This window comes from Nocardioides taihuensis, from assembly GCF_042657275.1.
Taxonomy (GTDB): domain Bacteria; phylum Actinomycetota; class Actinomycetes; order Propionibacteriales; family Nocardioidaceae; genus Nocardioides; species Nocardioides taihuensis.
The window spans coordinates 23292-40736 of record NZ_JBHSKD010000026.1 but is presented as its reverse complement, the minus strand read 5'-3'; the positions used below and the strand labels follow the sequence as shown (position 1 = coordinate 40736).

18 protein-coding genes and 1 riboswitch are annotated in these 17445 nt (G+C 73.0%); of the genes, 4 read left to right on the top strand and 14 right to left on the bottom strand.

Annotated features, from left to right (window positions below; translation table 11 throughout):
- Positions 1 to 10: 10 nt before the first annotated feature.
- The 8 genes from mtrA to ACFPGP_RS17870 all read right to left on the bottom strand — a co-directional run bounded on the left by mtrA (position 11) and on the right by ACFPGP_RS17870 (position 7410).
- A complete protein-coding gene (gene mtrA, locus ACFPGP_RS17905) occupies positions 11 to 709 on the bottom strand; it encodes an MtrAB system response regulator MtrA (RefSeq protein WP_378592191.1) in 699 nt (232 codons plus the stop codon).
- Positions 710 to 767: 58 nt separating this feature from the next.
- Positions 768 to 2213: an adenosylhomocysteinase gene (gene ahcY / locus ACFPGP_RS17900; RefSeq protein WP_378592190.1), complete on the bottom strand. Its 1446-nt coding sequence runs from the start codon at positions 2211 to 2213 to the stop codon at positions 768 to 770.
- Positions 2214 to 2338: 125 nt separating this feature from the next.
- Entirely contained in the window at positions 2339 to 3268 is a 930-nt protein-coding gene (locus tag ACFPGP_RS17895; protein WP_378592188.1) for a DUF808 domain-containing protein, read from the bottom strand.
- A 9-nt stretch (positions 3269 to 3277) separates the two neighbouring features.
- Positions 3278 to 4354 carry an acyltransferase family protein gene (locus ACFPGP_RS17890; protein WP_378592187.1) on the bottom strand — a complete coding sequence of 359 codons (1077 nt, stop codon included), beginning with the start codon at positions 4352 to 4354 and terminating at the stop codon, positions 3278 to 3280.
- 53 nt (positions 4355 to 4407) lie between these two features.
- Positions 4408 to 5445 carry an SIS domain-containing protein gene (locus tag ACFPGP_RS17885; RefSeq protein ID WP_378592186.1) on the bottom strand — a complete coding sequence of 346 codons (1038 nt, stop codon included), beginning with the start codon at positions 5443 to 5445 and terminating at the stop codon, positions 4408 to 4410.
- 13 nt (positions 5446 to 5458) lie between these two features.
- Positions 5459 to 5623 (bottom strand): Trm112 family protein, encoded by a 165-nt coding sequence (locus ACFPGP_RS17880; protein ID WP_378592184.1) that lies wholly within the window; start codon positions 5621 to 5623, stop codon positions 5459 to 5461.
- The gene (locus tag ACFPGP_RS17875; protein ID WP_378592183.1) at positions 5620 to 6987 is read right to left on the bottom strand and encodes a phosphomannomutase/phosphoglucomutase; all 1368 of its coding nucleotides are present in this window, start codon (positions 6985 to 6987) and stop codon (positions 5620 to 5622) included. The genes ACFPGP_RS17880 and ACFPGP_RS17875 overlap by 4 nt, the downstream gene beginning before the upstream one ends.
- Positions 6988 to 7041: 54 nt before the next feature.
- Positions 7042 to 7410 (bottom strand): DUF3499 domain-containing protein, encoded by a 369-nt coding sequence (locus ACFPGP_RS17870; protein ID WP_378592181.1) that lies wholly within the window; start codon positions 7408 to 7410, stop codon positions 7042 to 7044.
- Positions 7411 to 7459: 49 nt separating this feature from the next.
- Between ACFPGP_RS17870 and ACFPGP_RS17865 the strand changes: the two genes are divergently transcribed.
- Positions 7460 to 7891: a metallopeptidase family protein gene (locus ACFPGP_RS17865; protein ID WP_378592180.1), complete on the top strand. Its 432-nt coding sequence runs from the start codon at positions 7460 to 7462 to the stop codon at positions 7889 to 7891.
- A 455-nt stretch (positions 7892 to 8346) separates the two neighbouring features.
- Here ACFPGP_RS17865 and ACFPGP_RS17860 read toward each other — a convergent pair whose 3' ends face one another.
- Positions 8347 to 8994, bottom strand: a complete 648-nt coding sequence (locus ACFPGP_RS17860) for a response regulator transcription factor (RefSeq protein WP_378592178.1) — start codon at positions 8992 to 8994, stop codon at positions 8347 to 8349.
- Between the two features lie 197 nt (positions 8995 to 9191).
- On the opposite strand from ACFPGP_RS17860, the gene ACFPGP_RS17855 reads away from it, so the two are divergent.
- A complete protein-coding gene (locus ACFPGP_RS17855) occupies positions 9192 to 9539 on the top strand; it encodes an STAS domain-containing protein (protein ID WP_378592177.1) in 348 nt (115 codons plus the stop codon).
- A 39-nt stretch (positions 9540 to 9578) separates the two neighbouring features.
- Here the strand turns inward: ACFPGP_RS17855 and ACFPGP_RS17850 are convergent, their stop codons facing one another.
- Both ACFPGP_RS17850 and ACFPGP_RS17845 read right to left on the bottom strand, forming a co-directional pair.
- Entirely contained in the window at positions 9579 to 10559 is a 981-nt protein-coding gene (locus tag ACFPGP_RS17850) for a YihY/virulence factor BrkB family protein (protein ID WP_378592175.1), read from the bottom strand.
- A gap of 28 nt (positions 10560 to 10587) precedes the next feature.
- Entirely contained in the window at positions 10588 to 10926 is a 339-nt protein-coding gene (locus tag ACFPGP_RS17845; RefSeq protein ID WP_378592174.1) for a transglycosylase family protein, read from the bottom strand.
- Between the two features lie 15 nt (positions 10927 to 10941).
- A riboswitch (cyclic di-AMP (ydaO/yuaA leader) is annotated at positions 10942 to 11104 on the bottom strand.
- 91 nt (positions 11105 to 11195) lie between these two features.
- Here ACFPGP_RS17845 and ACFPGP_RS17840 point away from each other — a divergent pair.
- On the top strand, positions 11196 to 11651 hold the full coding sequence (locus ACFPGP_RS17840) for a GNAT family N-acetyltransferase (RefSeq protein WP_378592172.1): 456 nt from the start codon (positions 11196 to 11198) through the stop codon (positions 11649 to 11651).
- A 65-nt stretch (positions 11652 to 11716) separates the two neighbouring features.
- On the top strand, positions 11717 to 12484 hold the full coding sequence (locus ACFPGP_RS17835) for a class I SAM-dependent methyltransferase (protein WP_378592171.1): 768 nt from the start codon (positions 11717 to 11719) through the stop codon (positions 12482 to 12484).
- 9 nt (positions 12485 to 12493) lie between these two features.
- On the opposite strand, the gene ACFPGP_RS17830 is transcribed toward ACFPGP_RS17835, so the two are convergent.
- Genes ACFPGP_RS17830 through ACFPGP_RS17820 form a run of 3 tightly spaced genes read right to left on the bottom strand, consistent with a single transcriptional unit; the run spans position 12494 to position 17373 of the window.
- A complete protein-coding gene (locus ACFPGP_RS17830) occupies positions 12494 to 13045 on the bottom strand; it encodes a dihydrofolate reductase family protein (protein WP_378592169.1) in 552 nt (183 codons plus the stop codon).
- A gap of 33 nt (positions 13046 to 13078) precedes the next feature.
- Positions 13079 to 14518, bottom strand: coding sequence for a DUF5719 family protein (locus tag ACFPGP_RS17825; protein WP_378592168.1), 1440 nt, complete (start codon positions 14516 to 14518; stop codon positions 13079 to 13081).
- Positions 14515 to 17373 carry a glycosyltransferase gene (locus ACFPGP_RS17820; RefSeq protein WP_378592166.1) on the bottom strand — a complete coding sequence of 953 codons (2859 nt, stop codon included), beginning with the start codon at positions 17371 to 17373 and terminating at the stop codon, positions 14515 to 14517. The genes ACFPGP_RS17825 and ACFPGP_RS17820 overlap by 4 nt, the downstream gene beginning before the upstream one ends.
- Between the last annotated feature and the right edge of the window lie 72 nt (positions 17374 to 17445).

Here is a 17445-nt window from a genome sequence, read left to right as displayed (position 1 = left end):
CGGGTGTCCCCTACTTGCCCGCCTTGTAGCCGACGCCGCGGACGGTGACCACGACCTCCGGGTTCTCGGGGTCGTGCTCCACCTTGCTGCGCAGCCGCTGGACGTGCACGTTCACCAGGCGGGTGTCCGCGGCGTGGCGGTAGCCCCACACCTGCTCGAGGAGCACCTCGCGGGTGAAGACCTGCCACGGCTTGCGCGCCAGGCAGACCAGCAGGTCGAACTCGAGCGGGGTCAGGTTCACCTGCTCGTCGCCGCGGGTGACGGAGTGGCCGGCGACGTCGATGGAGAGGTCGCCGATGGTGAGCGTCTCGTTCGCGGGGGCGTCGAAGCGGCGTACGCGCGCCCGGATCCGGGCGACGAGCTCCTTGGGCTTGAACGGCTTGACGACGTAGTCGTCGGCGCCGGACTCGAGACCGAGGACGACGTCGATGGTGTCGCCCTTGGCGGTGAGCATCACGATGGGGACGCCCGACTCGGCGCGGATCTCCTTGCAGACGTCGATGCCGTCCTTGCCCGGGAGCATCAGGTCGAGCAGGACGATGTCGGGCTTGAACTCCCGGAAGGCCTCCATCGCGAGGTCGCCGCGACCGCACATCCGGCTCTCGAAGCCCTCCTGCCGCAGGACGATGGTCAGCATCTCCGCGAGGGACGCGTCGTCGTCGACGACCAGGATGCGGCCCCGCGGGGCCACGTCGGCAGGCTGGCTCATGCGGTCAATAGTGCCAGTCCGCCCCGCGCTGACAGGTCAGCGCGGGGCGGGCGGCTCGTCAGTAGCGGTACTGCTCCGACTTGTAGGGGCCCTCGACCGGCACGCCGAGGTAGTCGGCCTGCGCGTCCGAGAGGGTCGTGAGCCGCACGCCGAGCGAGGCGAGGTGCAGGCGCGCGACCTCCTCGTCGAGGTGCTTGGGCAGCACGTAGACGCCGACCGGGTACTGCTCGGCCTTGGTGTAGAGCTCGACCTGGGCCAGCACCTGGTTGGTGAAGGAGTTCGACATCACGAAGCTCGGGTGGCCCGTGGCGTTGCCGAGGTTCATCAGGCGACCCTCGGACAGCACGATGATCGAGTGCGACTCGCGGCCCTCGACGGCCGGGAAGGTCCACACGTCGACCTGCGGCTTGACGTTCTTGCGCTCGACGCCGGGGTAGGTCTCGAGGCCGGCCATGTCGATCTCGTTGTCGAAGTGGCCGATGTTGCCCACGATCGCCTGGTGCTTCATCCGCGCCATCTGGTCGACGGTGACGACGTCCTTGTTGCCGGTCGCGGTGATGATGATGTCCGCGATCCCGAGCACGTCCTCGAGGGTGGCGACCTGGTAGCCGTCCATCGCCGCCTGCAGCGCGCAGATCGGGTCGATCTCGGTGACGATCACGCGGGCGCCCTGGCCGCGCAGCGACTCCGCGCAGCCCTTGCCGACGTCGCCGTACCCGCAGATGACCGCGACCTTGCCGCCGATGAGCACGTCGGTGGCGCGGTTGATGCCGTCGACGAGGCTGTGGCGGCACCCGTACTTGTTGTCGAACTTCGACTTGGTGACCGAGTCGTTGACGTTGATCGCCGGGAAGAGGAGGGAGCCCTCCTTCATCATGTCGTAGAGGCGGTGCACACCGGTGGTGGTCTCCTCGGTGACGCCCTTGATCTCGTTGGCGATCTTGGTCCAGCGGTCGGAGCTCTCGGCGAGCGAGGCCCGGAGGACCTCGAAGACGACCTTCTGCTCGTGGCTCGCGGCGGTCGCCGGGTCGGGCGCCTCGCCCTTCTTCTCCGCCTCGACGCCGAGGTGGACGAGCATCGTCGCGTCGCCACCGTCGTCGAGGATCATGTTCGCGAACTGGCCGTCGGGCCAGCGGAGGATCTGCTGGGTGCACTGCCAGTACTCCTCCAGCGTCTCGCCCTTCCAGGCGAAGACCGGCACGCCGGCCGGCTGCTCTGCGGTGCCCCCGGGCCCGACGACGACCGCGGCGGCCGCGTGGTCCTGGGTGGAGAAGATGTTGCAGGAGGCCCAGCGCACCTCGGCGCCGAGAGCCACGAGGGTCTCGATCAGCACCGCGGTCTGGATCGTCATGTGCAGGGACCCGGCGATCCGGGCGCCGGCGAGCGGCTGGGACGCGGCGTAGCGCTCCCGCATGGCCATCAGGCCGGGCATCTCGTGCTCGGCCAGCATGATCTCCGTGCGGCCGTAGTCGGCCAGGGACAGGTCGGCGACCTTGAAGTCCATCAGTTGTCTCCTCGGTGGATGGAGCTCACGTCTGCGCCGCGCATCTGCGCGTCGTCGGGATCTCCCGCGCGGACCCGGCCAAGCGTAGGACGACGAGGGCCGGTTGCGGGAATCGTCGGCGAGGGTCAGTGGGCGGACCTGCGCGGCACGACGTGCATGACCGCGAGGACCGCGAAACCGACCACGAGACCGAGGACCGCCGAGGCGGCCGTGTTGACCAGCCAGGCGAGCGCCGCGCCGACGCCCTCGACGGCGTGGTGGACCTCGTCCTCGAGGTGGTGCACCGCGTCGTACGGCGCGTGCCAGCCGAGCTCGTCGATCCCGTTGAGCAGGATGTGCCCGCCGACCCAGAGCATCGCGGCCACACCGACCACCGAGATGACCGACAGCAGCCGCGGCATGGCGTGGACCAGACCGCGTCCGACCTTCTGGGCCGAGGTGGAGCTGCGGCCCGCGAGGAGCAGGCCGACGTCGTCCATCTTCACGATCAGCCCGACCACGCCGTACACGAGGATCGTGATCGCGATCGCGACGACGACCAGGATGATCGCCCGGGGCACGAAGGCCTCGTCGGCCACCTCGTTCAGCGCGATCACCATGATCTCGGCGGACAGGATGAAGTCGGTGCGCACGGCGCCGGAGACCAGGGCCTTCTCGGCCTCGGCGCCCGACGCCGTGGCCAGGGCCTCGTGCTCGTGGCCGCGGATCCGGCCCCAGACCTTCTCGGCGCCCTCGTAGCAGAGGTAGGTGCCGCCGACCATGAGGATCGGCGTGAGCAGCCACGGCAGGAACTGGCTGAGCAGCAGCGCCGCCGGGGTGATGATGAGCAGCTTGTTGCGCAGCGAGCCGACCGCGATCTTGCGGATGATCGGCAGCTCGCGCTCGGCGGCGACGCCGTGGACGTACTGCGGCGTGACCGCGGTGTCGTCGACCACGACGCCGGCGGCCTTGGCGCTGGCCCGGCCCGCGGCAGCACCGACGTCGTCGACCGAGGCCGCCGCGAGGCGGGCCAGGGTGGCGACGTCGTCGAGAAGTCCGAAGAGCCCGGCGCTCATGCGCGAAGGCTAGCGGCTGGCCCCCACCGGCTCGCGCTCGCGTGCGCTCTCCGGCGTCGGCGCGGCCGCTTGCCCGGGCGTCGGCACCGGGCGGCGCCGCGGCTCGGTCGCCCGCAGGATGGCGCCGTAGGGGTCGACCACGGTGGTGAGCCGCCGCGCGACCGGGCCGGCAGCCAGCAGCAGCGCGAGTCCCGTGGCGAGCGCGGTGGTGAGCGGCAGCGAGACCAGCGGGTGGGCGTCGGACCAGTCGTCGAAGCCGGCGTACGCCGCGGTCTTCACCGCGAACCCGTGGAAGAGGTAGACGACGAGCGTCCAGGTGCCCATCTGCGAGAACCAGCCCGCCCGGCGCGGGACGAGCGCCAGGAACGAGAGCGCGGCGGCCAGGCCGATCACGAGCAGCACGCCGCGCGTCGCAGCCCCCTCGAGCGCGCCGGCGCCGAGGTCGGCGTAGCGGCTGCGGTAGTAGAGCCACTCGGTCGAGGCGAGGCGGTCGGTGAAGGCGGCCAGCCCGGCCACGCCGACGAGGACGCCCACGGCGACCGGACGCAGGCGCGGCCGGGCGAGGACGGCCAGCCGCTCGGGGGTGGCGTGCACGCCGAGCGCGAAGAAGGGCAGGAAACCGAGCACCCGCGAGAGGTCGAGCAGCTCCCCGGCGAACACACCGCCGGCCAGGCTGACCGCCACCGACACCGGGATCATCCAGGGCGTCGACCGGAGCGCGGGGGTGGCGAGCCGCCAGAGGAACAGGGCTGCGAGGTACCACAGCGGCCAGTGGGGGTCGGCGAAGACGTCCTCGAGGTGCTCTCCGCCGACGCGCATCCGGTAGAGCGACATCAGCGACTCGAAGACGACGTAGGGCACGGCCACCGTCGTCACCAGCGACAGCAGCCGCGACCGGGTCCAGGTGAAGTTGCGGGAGAGGTAGCCGGTGACCAGCACGAACGCCGGCACGTGCCAGGCGTAGAGGAAGTCGTAGAGCCACTCGTTGACGGCCAGGTCGGGCAGGAGCGTCCATGCGTGCCCGACCACCACCAGGGTGACCAGGGCCATCTTGGCGTTGTCGAGCCAGGCGTCGCGCGACGTCATGGGGGTGCCCCTACCCACCCCCGAGCCGCGGCTAACCGTGGCTCACGCCACGCTCACTCGTCGACCAGCCCCAGGTGGAGGTACTGCGCGGCGTACGAGCCGGAGAGGTAGAGCGAGGCGTAGCGGGCGACCTCGGTGGGCGCGTCGGTGGTGAGCCGCTCGACGCGTACGCCGCGCGCCGCGGCCGCGGCCTGCAGCCGCCCGCGCTCCTCACGCACGACGGCCTCCTCGCTGCCGTCGTCGAGCACGAGCAGCATCGGGCGTCGCTCACCGGTCGCGGGCCCATCGGTGAACGGGTCCGCGAAGGTGTCGACGGGACGGGCGGCCTCGAGCACCGGCAGCAGGTGCTCGGCGTCTCCCGCGAGGGCGCCGCGGCCGCTGGCGCGGCGGATCGACTCCGCGATCCGGCGGGCGGCGCGGGCCGCCAGCACCGACCCGCCCCAGACGACGGGGTTGGTGTCGGCCATGGCGATGGCCAGCATCTTCGCGGGATTGACCGCGAGGTCGCGGAAGGGCGAGCACTCGGTCGCCACCTCGTCGAGCGCGGTCGCCACCGCCTCGGCGTCGGTGCGGGGGCCGAGGGCGACGCGCTCGAGGTACTCGAGCACCACGACCGCGGTGGCCAGCTGGTCGCGGCTGACCGTCGGCAGCACGCTGCTCCAGCGGCCGGCCGCGTGCTCGGCCACCTGTGAGCCAGCAGGGCAGGCGACGACGACCTGGCAGCCGCGGCGTACGGCCTCGGCGACCGCGGAGGCGACGCCGGCGCCGTGGCCGTCGGGCGCGAGGACCACGACGAGGTCGAGCGACCCCGCCCAGCCCGGCAGGTTGGGCGAGGGCCAGGCCACGAAGGGCACCGGGCACCACGGCTCGAGCACCGCCCGCAGCAGCCGGGAGTCGGGTCCGGCGGCGAGGACGGCCCGCGGGCGCGGGGAGTCCTGGGTGCGGGCGACCGCCTCGGTGATCGCGGACTGCGCCTCGCTCGCCTCACGGCGTACGCGGGCCCCGGTCTCGGCGAGTGCACGCAGCGACTCGTCGATGCCGGCCAGGACCTCCCCGTCGTCGAGCCGCGACTCGTCGAACCAGCTCACCACGTCTCGGCCCTCCTCAGGACGGCCGACGGGCCTCGTCGACCAGCAGCACCGGGATGTCGTCGCGGACGGGGTAGGCCAGCCCGCAGCCGGTGCACACCAGCTCCTCGCCCTGCGCCTCGAGCTTCCCGTGGCAGTCGGGGCAGACGATGATCGCGAGCAGGTCGGGGTCGAGGTTCATCGTTGTCTCCTGATCTCGGCGAGGACCTCGTCGCGGACCCTCGTCATGGTCTCGGCGTCGCTGCCCTCGACGTTGAGGCGGAGCAGCGGCTCGGTGTTGGACGGGCGCACGTTGAACCACCAGTCCTCGGCAGTCACCGTGAGGCCGTCGAGGTGGTCGAGCTCGAGCTCGCCGTACTGCTCATCGAGATCGGCGACCACGGCCCGCTGGTCGGTGACGGTGGAGTTGATCTCGCCGCTGACGACGTAGCGCTCGTAGCCGGCGAAGAGCGTGGACGCCGGGACGTCGCTCTCGGCGAGGGCCGCGAGGGCGTGCAGGGCCGCGAGCATGCCGGAGTCGGCGCGCCAGAAGTCGCGGAAGTAGAAGTGGCCGCTGTGCTCGCCGCCGAACACCGCGTCGGTCTCGGCCATCACGGCCTTGATGTAGGAGTGGCCGACCCGGCTGCGAACCGGCGTGCCACCGCACTCGGTGACGATCTCGGGGACGGCGCGGCTGGTGATCAGGTTGTGGATCACCGTCGAGCCGGGGTGCTTGGCGAGCTCGCGGGCGGCGATCAGCGCTGTGAGCGTCGAGGGCGAGACCGCGACGCCGCGCTCGTCGACCAGGAAGCAGCGGTCGGCGTCACCGTCGAAGGCCAGCCCGAGGTCCGCCTTCTCCGCGACCACGCGGGCCTGCAGGTCGACGAGGTTGGCGGGCTCGATCGGGTTGGCCTCGTGGTGGGGGAAGGTGCCGTCGAGCTCGAAGTACATCGGCACGACCTCGACCCGGTCGGCGCCGAGCCGGCCGAAGACCGCCGGGGCGGTGAGCCCTGCCATTCCGTTGCCGGCGTCGATGACGACCTTGAGCCGCCGGCCCTCGACCGGCGCGAGGCGCAGGAGGTGCGCGGCGTACGCCTCGAGGACGTCCTGCTGGCTGATCTCGCCCGGGATCCGGGTGACGGGGACGTCGCCGCTCTCGACGTGGTCGCGGATCGTGGCCAGCCCGGTGTCGGTGCCGATCGGCTGGGCGTGGGCCCGGCAGAGCTTGATCCCGTTGTACTGCGCGGGGTTGTGGCTCGCGGTGAACATCGCGCCCGGCAGCCCGAGGTGCCCGGAGGCGAAGTAGAGCTGGTCGGTGGACGACAGTCCGATCATGACGACGTCGGCGCCGGCGGCTGCCGCGCCCTCGGCGAAGGCCCCGGCCAGCGACGGCGAGCTCGGACGCATGTCGTGCCCGACCACGACCCGACCGGCCCCCGTCAGTGCGACGAACGCACCGCCGGTCAGCCGGGCGAGGTCCTCGTCGACCTGGTCGGGAACGGTGCCCCGGACGTCGTAGGCCTTGAAGGTCGCGTCGAGCACGCCGGGGTCGATGCCTGCTCCCATGAGCGGGAGCCTAGTGGGGAGGCCCGCAGGGTCGCCGCGGCGGCTCGGCGCCACTCAGGAGTTGTCGGTCGTGAGGACGCGCAGGTGGCCTCGGCGCGCGACCTCGCGCCCGCCCTCGGTGGCCAGCGTGATCGGAGCCGGCGGTGGCAGCGGTCGGGCCGCCTCGCGCACCGCGTCGGCCAGCGCCAGCAGGTCGTCGCCGGACGGTCCTCGCTCCTTCGTGTCGCGCGCCAGCCGCAGCACCTCCCAGCCCCGCGGGGCCGAGAGCCGCTCGCTGTGGGCCTCGCAGAGGTCGTACGCGTGCGGCTCGGCGTAGGTCGCCAGGGGGCCCAGCACAGCGGTCTGGTCGGCGTACACGTAGGTGAGCGTCGCGACCGCGCTGCGGCCGCACGCGGTGCGCGAACAGCGGCGGGCGGGACTCACGCACAGGACGGTACCCGGCGATCTGCACGGCGCCGTTTAGGCTCGCGGCGTGGAGCAGGTGAGGCACCGTCGGCGCGACCGACGCGGTCGCGGGATGCGCGGACCGGCGATCGTGCCGCGGGTTCCCGGTACGCCCGAGACCCCGACGCAGCGCGAGCGCTTCGACGACCTGGCCCTCGGGATCGTCACCGAGGTCGACGCCCGCTGGTCCGACCGCCTCGGCCTCGTCGAGTACGCCGTCGAGGACGCGCCGCAGGTCCCCGACGACTGGACTTCGGGCACCGTGCCGCTCTCGTCGCTGGTCCGCGGCTCGGGCACGACCCCCACGCGGCTCGTGCTCTTCCGGCGCCCCATCGAGCACCGCGCCGAGACCCGCGCCGACCTCGAGGCCCTGGTCCTGACCATCGTGGTCGAGCAGGTCGCCGAGCTGCTCGGCATCGACGCCGAGCTCGTCGACCCGCGCTACTTCAGGGACGAGTGAGGTACAGGTCGTCGGTCATCGGCTCGGTTGAGCTTGTCGCGACCACGGCGCCGTCGCCGGCCCCCGGCTCGTCGGTGGGCACCGACGATGTCGATCCCACGTGGTCGCTCGCCGCTGGGGTCCAGGCACCATGTGGGCGCCGTCGTCGGCTCTCCGCGTGTGCCACTCGACCCTCGTGGTTGCGGCCCGACACACGGCCCGGAAGTCTGATCGAATCTTGAGGGTGAAGGCTGTGGAAACCCCCTGATTTGCTGGGGTTCCTGTCGGTGGTGGCTGCTTGAGTGGACCCATGCAGGACCTCTCTCGGGACACCACCCTCCACCACGGAACCGCGCCCACGCTGGCGACCGACTCCTGTCCCACCCACCCGGCCGACCCGGCCACACCTGACCACCCCGCCCCACACCCCGCCCACGGGTGGGGCCAGAGGCATGTCCGGGCCGATCTGCTGCCGGTCAGGCGTCGGGAGCGGCCGCCTTGATGGCATCAGGGCGGAACCCGTGGTCGACACCCCAGAGGACCGCGCGGGTCCGCGTGTCCACGTCGATCTTCCGGTACGCCGAGCGGATGTACGTCTTGACCGTGTTGATGCTGGTGAACATGCGGCGGGCGATCTCGTCGTTGCCCAAGCCCTGGGTGATCAGGGCGATGACCTCCGCCTCACGTGCAGTCAGACCATGGTCACGGCCGGGCCAGTCCCCCAGATCGATGTCGGCCGAGGGCGGATAGTCGGCGCTGACGACGCCGGCCTCGCCCCGCTTGATGCGCTCCAGGGCGTCGGCGAGCTCCTCGGCCGTCAACCTCTTGTCCAGGAAGCCCACCACTCCGAAGCCCGCCCAGGTCTCGATGAGGTCGGGCGCCAGGCTCCAGCTGTAGAACACGTAGTGCTCGGCGTTCGCCTCGGCCAGCACCTGGTTGATGTCGCGGGTCTGCGCGAAGGAGTCGATGAGGGCGATGTCCACCGGCGCCACACCGGGCCGGTTGGTCGACACCTCGACCACCTGGATCCGGTCCTTCATGGGCTCGAACATGCGCGCGAGCCCCTGTACGACCACGTCATAGTCGTTCACGATCGAGATGCGAACCGGAACGCGTGACTCCATCTGCTCAACCTACGTGCGCCGGCGCCGCAGAAGCACCCGAAGGGGTGAACCGTCGTCCTGCGAGGACACCTACGGTGAAGGCACCGGAAGTGTCCGAGCATTGTCAGTCACGACACTGCGCTCCCGGCAACCAGTCACCCGAGGCCCCCATGTTGCTGACTCGATGGGATCGCAAGGTTCGATGGGATCGCAAAGCCGTGAGGCGGCGGCCCGGTGCGACCGACCGCGTGCACACCTCCACGCTCGGGGTGCGGGTGCTCGACCGCGACGACGGCGTGTGGGTGATCCTCCGGGGCGAGGCCGACATCGCCACGCTCGCAGAGCTCGAGGCCGCTCTCGCGCGCGTCGAGCTCGACGTCCCCGGGCCCGTCCACCTCGACGTCACCGAGCTGACGTTCGCCGACGTCGCCACGATCCGCAGCCTCGCCACGTTCGCGCGAGGAGCCGCACGGACCGGTCACGGCGTGCGGACGTACGGCTCCGGGCCGACACTGCGCAAGGTCGCGACCATCCTGGGGTTCGACACCGATCTCGGGATCCTCTGAAGGCAGTCCGGCAGACGGACCGTGCCACGGCGCACCGCCTCAGGACATGGCGACCGCGTGGCCGTGCGGGCGGCCCGGATCGTCGTACGCCGGCTCGGCGTCGCCGGAGCGGAGCGCCTCCAGCTGCGCGCACACCGCGACGCCGTAGAAGAACGCCACGGCGGAGGCCAACGACCACACGAGCAGGGCGACGATCCCGGCGAGCGGGCCGTAGGTGCTGCCGAACGACGAGCTGACCTGCATGTACGCCGCCAGGGCAGCGGTCGCCATCATGGTCAGCACCACCGCGGTGGCCGAGCCGAGGGCCAGCCACGAGAGCGCCGGCTGCCGACGGCGTGGCGCGTGGTCGAGCAGGACGGCGATCGCGACGACCAGCAGCACGGTGCCCACGGGCCACCGCGCCACCTGCCACGCGGTGACCTCGCCGGCGGACCAGGCGTACTCGTCGGCCATGGCACCGGCGAAGGCCCCACCCGCCACGAGCAGCAGGAAGCCCAGGCCCACGGGGAGGGCCAGCACCCCGGCCAGCATCGCCGCACGGCCGTACTTGGCCGCCGCCGGCCGGTCCCGGCGGATGCCGTAGATCCGGTTCGCCCCGCGCTCGACCTGCCCCATCGCGGCGATCATCGAGACCAGCGACAGCAGCAGGCCCAGGACGAGCGCGAGCTCGCCTGCCTCCTCGCTGGAGTCGGAACCGACCACCGCGTTGGCCAGGGCGTCACTGCCCCCCTGACCGGGTGAGACCTGCTCGATCGTCGAGGCGACGACCCGGCCGGGGCGTTGCTGGTCGAGGTCCGCAGCCAGGCCGGTCAGCGCCAGCATGAACGGGATCACCGCCAGGCACGCCTGCAGCGCGAGCGCCCGACTGTGGGTGAAGCCGTCGCCATAGCGGAACCGCACGAACGACGCCACCGCGATCCGCACGAGGCCGTGGCGCCGGGCGAGGTGCCAGGCGTCCTCGGCGTCGAGCTCGTCCCCGTCCATCTCGATGGTCACCGGGACCGTGCGTGCGGTCGTCATGTGGGGATTGAACCAGCCGGTGCGGGCCTCAGCCCTTGCCGATGCGGGCCGAGCAGGTCGGCCAGGCGCCCCAGCCCTGGTGGTTCTTGATCCGCTCGGCCACCTTGATCTGCTGGGCCCGGCTGGCGCGGTGCGGCAGCTTGGCGAAGTGTCTCCCGCCGTAGCTGCGCCACGTGGGCCGGCTGATCTGGAGACCGCCGTAGTAGCCGTTGTGCGTGTTGAGGTGCCAGCGGCCGCTGGACTCGCACTGGGCGAGCCGGTTCCAGGTCTTGCCGCTGGCGGCCTGTGCCGGGGCGTCGAGCGCCACGGCCGGGACCAGGACGGACGTCGTGAGGGCAGCAGCCGCCACGAAGGTGCGCATGCGCATGAGGTTTCCTCCCGGCGCCTGCGAGGTGAGCTGTCGGGTTCGGGCTGGAGCTGCCCGGCCACCGGCTGGTGGCTTCACCCCGAGGACCGCGAGTGCGGTCCGATGGAACCTGTGGGTCCCCCGCTCCTGCCCGTTCGTGTCGTTGCTCGCGAGCCTTCCGACCGGACAGGACTCGGCGCGTACGGAGGGCCGCCCCGCGGATGCGGGACCCGACCACGGTAGGCAACGATCGGCCCGGTCCCAAGTCCGCGCCGTCGTAGGCTCGCTGGATGAGTGCTGAGTCGTTCGTCCCCGAGGGCTTCGTCGCGCCCCGCTCGCTGGTCACCGACGCGTTCGTGCTCGAGCCGCTGGGGCCCGAGCACAACGAGGCTGACCACGCGGCTTGGACGTCGAGCATCGAGCACATCCGGGCCACGCCGGGCTACGCAGACTCCCGGTGGCCGCCGGTCGGGGGGATGTCGCTCGAGGACAACCTCCGCGACCTGCGCCGGCACGCGGCCGACTTCGCCGCCGGCACCGGGTTCACCTTCACCGTCCTCGACCCCGCCGACCGTGACGTCATCGGCTGCGTCTACCTCTACCCGTACGACGGGGACGGCGACGTCATCGTCCACACGTGGGTGCGCGCCGACCGCGCCGAGCTCGACGTCCCGCTGGCCGAGGCCGTCGCGGGCTGGCTCGCCACCGACTGGCCCTGGCGATCGCCGTACCGCCCCGGTCGCTGAGCAGCGGAGTCCTCCGGCAGAAAGTCGCGAGCGTCGAGGGGTCCCCGGGTGGCAGGGTCGTCGACATGCCCGAGCGCGGACTCTCCTTCGGCGCCGTGGCGTCAGCGTACGAGCGGTTCCGTCCCGGCTACCCCGATGCGCTCGTCGACGTGGTGCAGGACTACAGCGGCCGGAGGATCCGGACAGCGCTCGAGATCGGGGCAGGCACGGGCAAGGCGACCCGTCTCTTCGCCGCGCACGGGGTGGCGGTGACCGCGACGGAGCCCGACCCGGCCATGCTCGAGGAGCTGCGCCGGCACGTGCCGCCGAGCGTCCGCGCGGTGCGGTCGACCTTCGAGGAGTGGCCGGGCGGGCCGACCTTCGACCTGGCCTGGGCGGCCGCGTCGCTGCACTGGACCGAGCCCGCCGGCCGGTGGGAGCGCGTCGCCGGGTGGCTCGCGCCCGGCGGCGTGTTCGCCAGCTTCGGTGGCCCGGTCGGCCTGGTGGACCCGGCGGTGGAGGACGCCGTCCGCGCGGCGCGGGCTCCCTACCTCGAGAGCGACGACGTGCCGTCGCCCGACGGGACCCCGCCGGAGCAGGCGATGCAGTGGCCCGGCACCGAGCTGGAGCGCTCCCCCTGGTTCGACGACGTCCGCCAGCTCGTCCTGGAACGGCCACTCACCATGAGCGCCTCCGACTACGTCGGCTACCTGTCGACCGTGTCGGCCTACGTGCAGCTCCCCGGCGCGGACCGGCAGACCGTCCTCGACCGGATCCTGACGGCGCTGCCCACCGCGGTCGAGGTCGCCGCGGACGTCGTCGTCCACCTCGCCCGGCGCGGCACCTCGCCGTAGCCCGGGTGGTCAGCGGGCGACGTCGAGGACGAGCCGGGCGCGCTGGCCGTCCTGCTCGACCGAGCGCAGAGTCAGCCGCTCGGAGGTGATGCGCCGCGGGAGCAGCGGGGCGCCGGCGCCGAGGGTGACCGGGCACATGCCGAGGTGGATCTCGTCGAGCAGCCCGGCGTCGTCGAACTGCCCGACGAGGTCACCACCACCGACGACCCAGCTGTCGCGGCCGGTGGCGTCCATCTCCGCGTGCACGGGGCGCACGTCGCCCTCGACGAAGCGCACGTCCACGCCGCGGATCCGGGGCAGGTCGCGGTGGGTGAAGACCCAGCACGGCCGGTCGCCGTACCACTCCGTCCACCGCTCGGGGTGGTCGAGGAGCGCCTCGTGCTCGACCACCCACGTGTAGGTGGTCGCGCCCATCGCGAGGGCGCCGACCCGGCCGATGAACGCCTCCCACGACGAGTCGTCGCCGGAGGAGGGCACCTCGAAGAGCCAGTCGAGCGAGCCGGCCTCGTCAGCGATGAAGCCGTCGAGCGTGCAGGCCGTGTAGTAGAGCACCTTCCCCATGCCCCGACCCTAGGGCGGGACGCCGACGACGGGTCAGAGCAGACCGGGTCGTACGTCGGGCACCAGCGCGGTGGTGACCGGCTCGGTGAACGGCAGCACCGCGGAGCCGGGACCGGTGACGACGAGCGCGGCGCTGACGGTGGTACGGCGCGGGGTGACGCGCACCAGCGCCGTCTTCGCTGAGAGCTCGAGGGTGTCGCCGGAGCCGGCCGTGAGCTCGACCTCCTTCTCGTCGAGCCGGCGGCCGCGGGCGTCCCACGACGTGACGGTCGCGACTCCGGCGCCGGCGGCGTTCGCGAGGACGACGCTCGGCTCGCCCTCGCCGTCGGACGCGGGGACGGGCAGCGTGCCGGCGACGCCGAGCGCGGGCGCGGGCACGGCGGCAGACAGGTCGTCCTCGACGACCGAGCGCAGCGCGGCGGTGACGGGCGCGGTGGCCGTGATCCGCAGGCCCAGCGCCCCCTTCTTCACCTGCGCGCGCAGCACCGAGCTCAGCGTGACCTGGCGGGTGCTCTGCGGCGGGATCCGGACCTCGTCGATCCCCTCGGGCACGAACGCCGCCTCGTCGGTCTGGATGCGTACCTGCGCCCGCACCTCGTCGTCGCCGGGGTTGGCCAGGGTGAGCTCGTCGTCCCCGTCGCCCTCGGGCAGGCCGAGCAGCACCAGGTCCTCGGCCGGCGCGGGCAGCGACGGCAGCCAGTCCGCCGAGGCCGAGCGGGAGCCGAGGTCGGAGACCTCGTCACGCACCGAGGCGGCGAGGCGACCGCGCGAGACCACGACCTGCAGGGTCAGGTCCTGCCGGCGCGGGACCGCCGTGGCCAGGTCGATCTGCAGCACGTCGTGACCCCGCACGGTCACGCCGCGCAGGTCGGGCACGTCGGAGAGGCCGGAGGAGGAGTAGACGAACACGTCGGCGACGGCGGCCCCGCCGTCGGGGTTGGCCAGCTCGAGCGTCGAGGAGTGCTCGGCACCCGCCCCGACCCCGGTGAACCAGGTCTCCGGACGCGGCAGGGCGCACGACGCAGCCGCCAGCGGCTTCGCGGTCGACCGTACGGCGAGCAGCCCCGGCGCGAGGTCGCCCTCGGCCGACACGACGGCCGAACGGTCGTCGGTCTCCGCCGTGGTGACCTCACCCGAGGTGACCTCGAGCGTCTCGGGCTCCGCACCCGGACCACCGGACCTGACGCTGACCTCGCCGGTGGCGTCGTCGAGCGACGTGGCGACCTGCAGCGCGGCGTCCTTCGCCCCGGGCGCGGCCGGGCAGCCGAGCGCCGCCTGGGTGAGCGCGGTCTCGGTCGGGTCGTGGGTGGCGTCGGGCTGGTCGTGCGTCGGCACCAGCAGCAGCGCGCCGAGCGTGAGCAGCGGCAGCACGACGCACAGCACCGCCGTCGGGTGGATCCGGCGGGCGACGGCCGTCCGGCGACCGCTCTCGGGGGCCACGGCGCGTGCGCGCCGGCGTCCGGGCTCGCTCATGCCTCCACCTCCCGCCGTCGTCGCTGCGAGGTCGGGAAGGCCAGCACGACCACCACGAGCACCGCGAGCCCCTGCACCACGACCAGCACGGTGTGCAGCCACACCGGCGGCCCGGCGAGGGCGTCCTCGTCGACCGGCTGGTCGACCTGCCAGGCGCGGGTCGAGCGGTCCTCGGCGCTGGCCTGGGTCAGGCCCTGGGTCGCGTCGAGCGACGCGGCCACGCTGCCGGCGGCCGGCGCGGGCAGCACGACGTACTCGATGCCGTGCCCGGGGAGGTCGGCGACCACCTCGGGCGACGGCGCGGCGACCATGGCCGCGACGTCCTCGGTGAGCTGCTCGTCCTCGCCCGCGAGGGCGAGGATCTCGTCCTCGCCGAGCGTGGTGCCGTCGTCGCGGATCACGGTGTAGGTCAGGCCGTCGGCCACGTCGCCGCGCAGCACGAGGATGCCGTGCGCCTCGCCGGTCATGGCCTCCTGGACCATGTACTCCGGGATGCCGTCGTCGGTCACGTCGCGCAGGTGGCCGTGGCCGCCGATCACGAACCAGGCCAGGCCGACCGCGGGCACCGCCACCGCCGGGATCGCCACCAGCGCGGCCACCACCCGGCGCCACGAGCCGAGCCCGCCGAGCACGAACCCGTGCGTGCCGAGCACGGTCGCGACCACGAACGTGGCCTGCAGGGCGACCACCAGGAAGCCCAGCCCGGCGCCGGTGATCGCCGCGGAGACGGTCACCTCCAGCATCCCCAGGAGGACGGCGAGCAGCGCGGTGACCAGGGCCACCACCCAGCACACCAGCACCCAGATCCGCGTGCGCGAGGGCAGCAGGGCCAGCAGCGCGAGCACGACCAGCAGCAGGCCCAGCCACTCCGGAGCCCCGGAGTCGCCCATCCGGCCGAGCAGCAGCTCGCGGGCGCCGACGGTCGACATCGGCACCGCACCGGCGTCGAAGAACAGGCCCGGCCACCCGCCGCGCACGACGAGCGAGATCCACCAGGGCGCCAGCAGCACCGGCACGGTGGCCACGGCGGCGGCCGGCGGACCCCACACCGAGCGGTCGCGCATCGCCCGCGGGGCGATCACGAAGCCGGCGGCGACCAGGAGGGCGGCGAGCGACAGGCCCCACCACCAGATCACCGGCGCGAACGCCGCGCCCAGGGCGAACACCAGCGCCGAGCGCCAGGTCGCGCGCCAGCGGCGGTCGGGATCGGGGTCGGCGAACCCCAGGCCGGCGTGCGCCAGCCAGGGCAGCAGCACCGCGGAGGCGACGACGCCGAAGCGTCCCTCGCCCCACGCCCCGCTCACCACGGGCACCAGTGCGTAGGCGATCGCGCCCCACGCCAGCAGCCAGGTCGGGAAGCCGGAGGGGTGCACGAGGCGGCCCACGACGCGCAGCAGCCGCCACGCGCCCCACAGCGACAGCGGCACGGCCAGCACGAGGACGAACGACAGGGCGGCGCTGGTGCTGCCGAGCAGCACGCTCGAGAGCACCGCCATCACCACGACGTACGGCGGGGCGGGGATCGCCGTCCCCTGCGCGAGCGGGTGCCAGCCCTCGACGTGCAGCCGCCACCAGTCCGCGGCGTCGGCCGGCACGGGGGACAGCGCACCGCCCGACACCGCGCCGAAGGCGTCGCGCGCGCCGATGACCGCCAGCACGACGACGACGGTGACCATCACCGCGACCGGGTTGGTCAGGTAGCGCACCAGCCAGCCGGACTCCTCGGTCAGCAGCGCCTCGTCGTCGTCCTCCTCGCGGGGCCGCCGGGGTGCCTGACCCGACTCGGCGAGCGCGGCGGCCCGCCGGCGTTCGGCGACGTCGGCGGCCTGGTTGGTGGCCGCCGCGGCGAGGTCGCTGAGGAAGTCGAGCCCGTGGCGGTAGGGCAGCCAGCGTGGCGCCAGCAGGCGTCGCACCTCGGCCGGCGGCACCTGCAGCTGGCCCTGCCGGGTCTTGCGCGCCGAGAGGATCTCGCGCGGGCTGGAGTAGAGCGAGACCAGGGCGGCGAGCTCGTCGAGCGCCTCGCCGACCGAGCGCAGCAGCAGGAAGCCGATCATCCGCAGCAGGGTCCCGAAGCCGAGCCGGACCAGCTGGAAGGGCAGCGTGCGCGCCCGCGAGTTCACCAGGAGCGTGTAGAGCGCGGCCCGCCGCTCCTGGTAGTGCGTGTGCCGCCCCGTGAGCGGCGTACGACGCGCCCCGCGGTGGGCGGCCTCGGCGTGGAAGACGACGGCCTGCGGCACGACGATCGTCTTGTAGCCGGCGGAGGCCGCCCGCCAGCCGAAGTCGATGTCGTTGCCGAAGATCGGCAGCTGGGAGTCGAAGCCGTGCAACGCCTCCAGCGCCTCGCGCCGCACGAGCATGCCCGCGGTGTTGACCGCGAGCACCGTGCGGACCTCGTCGTGCTGGCCCTGGTCGTACTCGCCGCGCTCGAGGCCGGTCTCGCGGCGGCCGGTGCCGCTGATGGTGACACCGAGCTCGAGCAGGCGGCGCAGCGACGGCCACTCGCGCAGCTTCGGGCCGAGCACGTCGGCGTCGGGGTCCGCCGCCGCGGCAGCGAGGAGCTCGGCGAGCGCGTCGGGAGCGGGCGTGGAGTCGTCGTGGAGGATCCAGATCCAGTCGCTGTCGCCGACGTGCTCGAGGCCGAGGCGGACCGCGGCCGGGAACGACGTCGATCCGGTCGCCGTCACCACGTCGCCGAAGGCCTCGGCGAGCAGCGCTGGGCTCTCGTCCCGGCTGGTGGTGTCGACCGACACGACGCGGTCGGGCGGGCGGGTCTGGGCCTTGATCCCGTCGATCACGGTCGGCAACCAGCGGGCACCGTCATGACTGACGACGAGGGCGGCGACCGAGGGACTCACGGACGACGACACTAACGGGGTCGCCCACAGCGGCCCGACCCCGGAGGGGGACCCGGGTGACGCCCGTCTCAG

What these genes read in the sequence shown, in the direction of transcription:
- ACFPGP_RS17825 (WP_378592168.1), bottom strand. Translation starts at nt 14,518, where the DNA reads ATGAGCGAGCCCGGACGCCGGCGCGCACGCGCCGTGGCCCCCGAGAGC.
- mtrA (WP_378592191.1), bottom strand. Translation starts at nt 709, where the DNA reads ATGAGCCAGCCTGCCGACGTGGCCCCGCGGGGCCGCATCCTGGTCGTC.
- ACFPGP_RS17830 (WP_378592169.1), bottom strand. Translation starts at nt 13,045, where the DNA reads ATGGGGAAGGTGCTCTACTACACGGCCTGCACGCTCGACGGCTTCATC.
- ahcY (WP_378592190.1), bottom strand. Translation starts at nt 2,213, where the DNA reads ATGGACTTCAAGGTCGCCGACCTGTCCCTGGCCGACTACGGCCGCACG.
- ACFPGP_RS17840 (WP_378592172.1), top strand. Translation starts at nt 11,196, where the DNA reads ATGAGTGCTGAGTCGTTCGTCCCCGAGGGCTTCGTCGCGCCCCGCTCG.
- ACFPGP_RS17850 (WP_378592175.1), bottom strand. Translation starts at nt 10,559, where the DNA reads ATGACGACCGCACGCACGGTCCCGGTGACCATCGAGATGGACGGGGAC.
- ACFPGP_RS17875 (WP_378592183.1), bottom strand. Translation starts at nt 6,987, where the DNA reads ATGGGAGCAGGCATCGACCCCGGCGTGCTCGACGCGACCTTCAAGGCC.
- ACFPGP_RS17890 (WP_378592187.1), bottom strand. Translation starts at nt 4,354, where the DNA reads ATGACGTCGCGCGACGCCTGGCTCGACAACGCCAAGATGGCCCTGGTC.
- ACFPGP_RS17860 (WP_378592178.1), bottom strand. Translation starts at nt 8,994, where the DNA reads ATGGAGTCACGCGTTCCGGTTCGCATCTCGATCGTGAACGACTATGAC.
- ACFPGP_RS17880 (WP_378592184.1), bottom strand. Translation starts at nt 5,623, where the DNA reads ATGAACCTCGACCCCGACCTGCTCGCGATCATCGTCTGCCCCGACTGC.
- ACFPGP_RS17845 (WP_378592174.1), bottom strand. Translation starts at nt 10,926, where the DNA reads ATGCGCATGCGCACCTTCGTGGCGGCTGCTGCCCTCACGACGTCCGTC.
- ACFPGP_RS17835 (WP_378592171.1), top strand. Translation starts at nt 11,717, where the DNA reads ATGCCCGAGCGCGGACTCTCCTTCGGCGCCGTGGCGTCAGCGTACGAG.
- ACFPGP_RS17895 (WP_378592188.1), bottom strand. Translation starts at nt 3,268, where the DNA reads ATGAGCGCCGGGCTCTTCGGACTTCTCGACGACGTCGCCACCCTGGCC.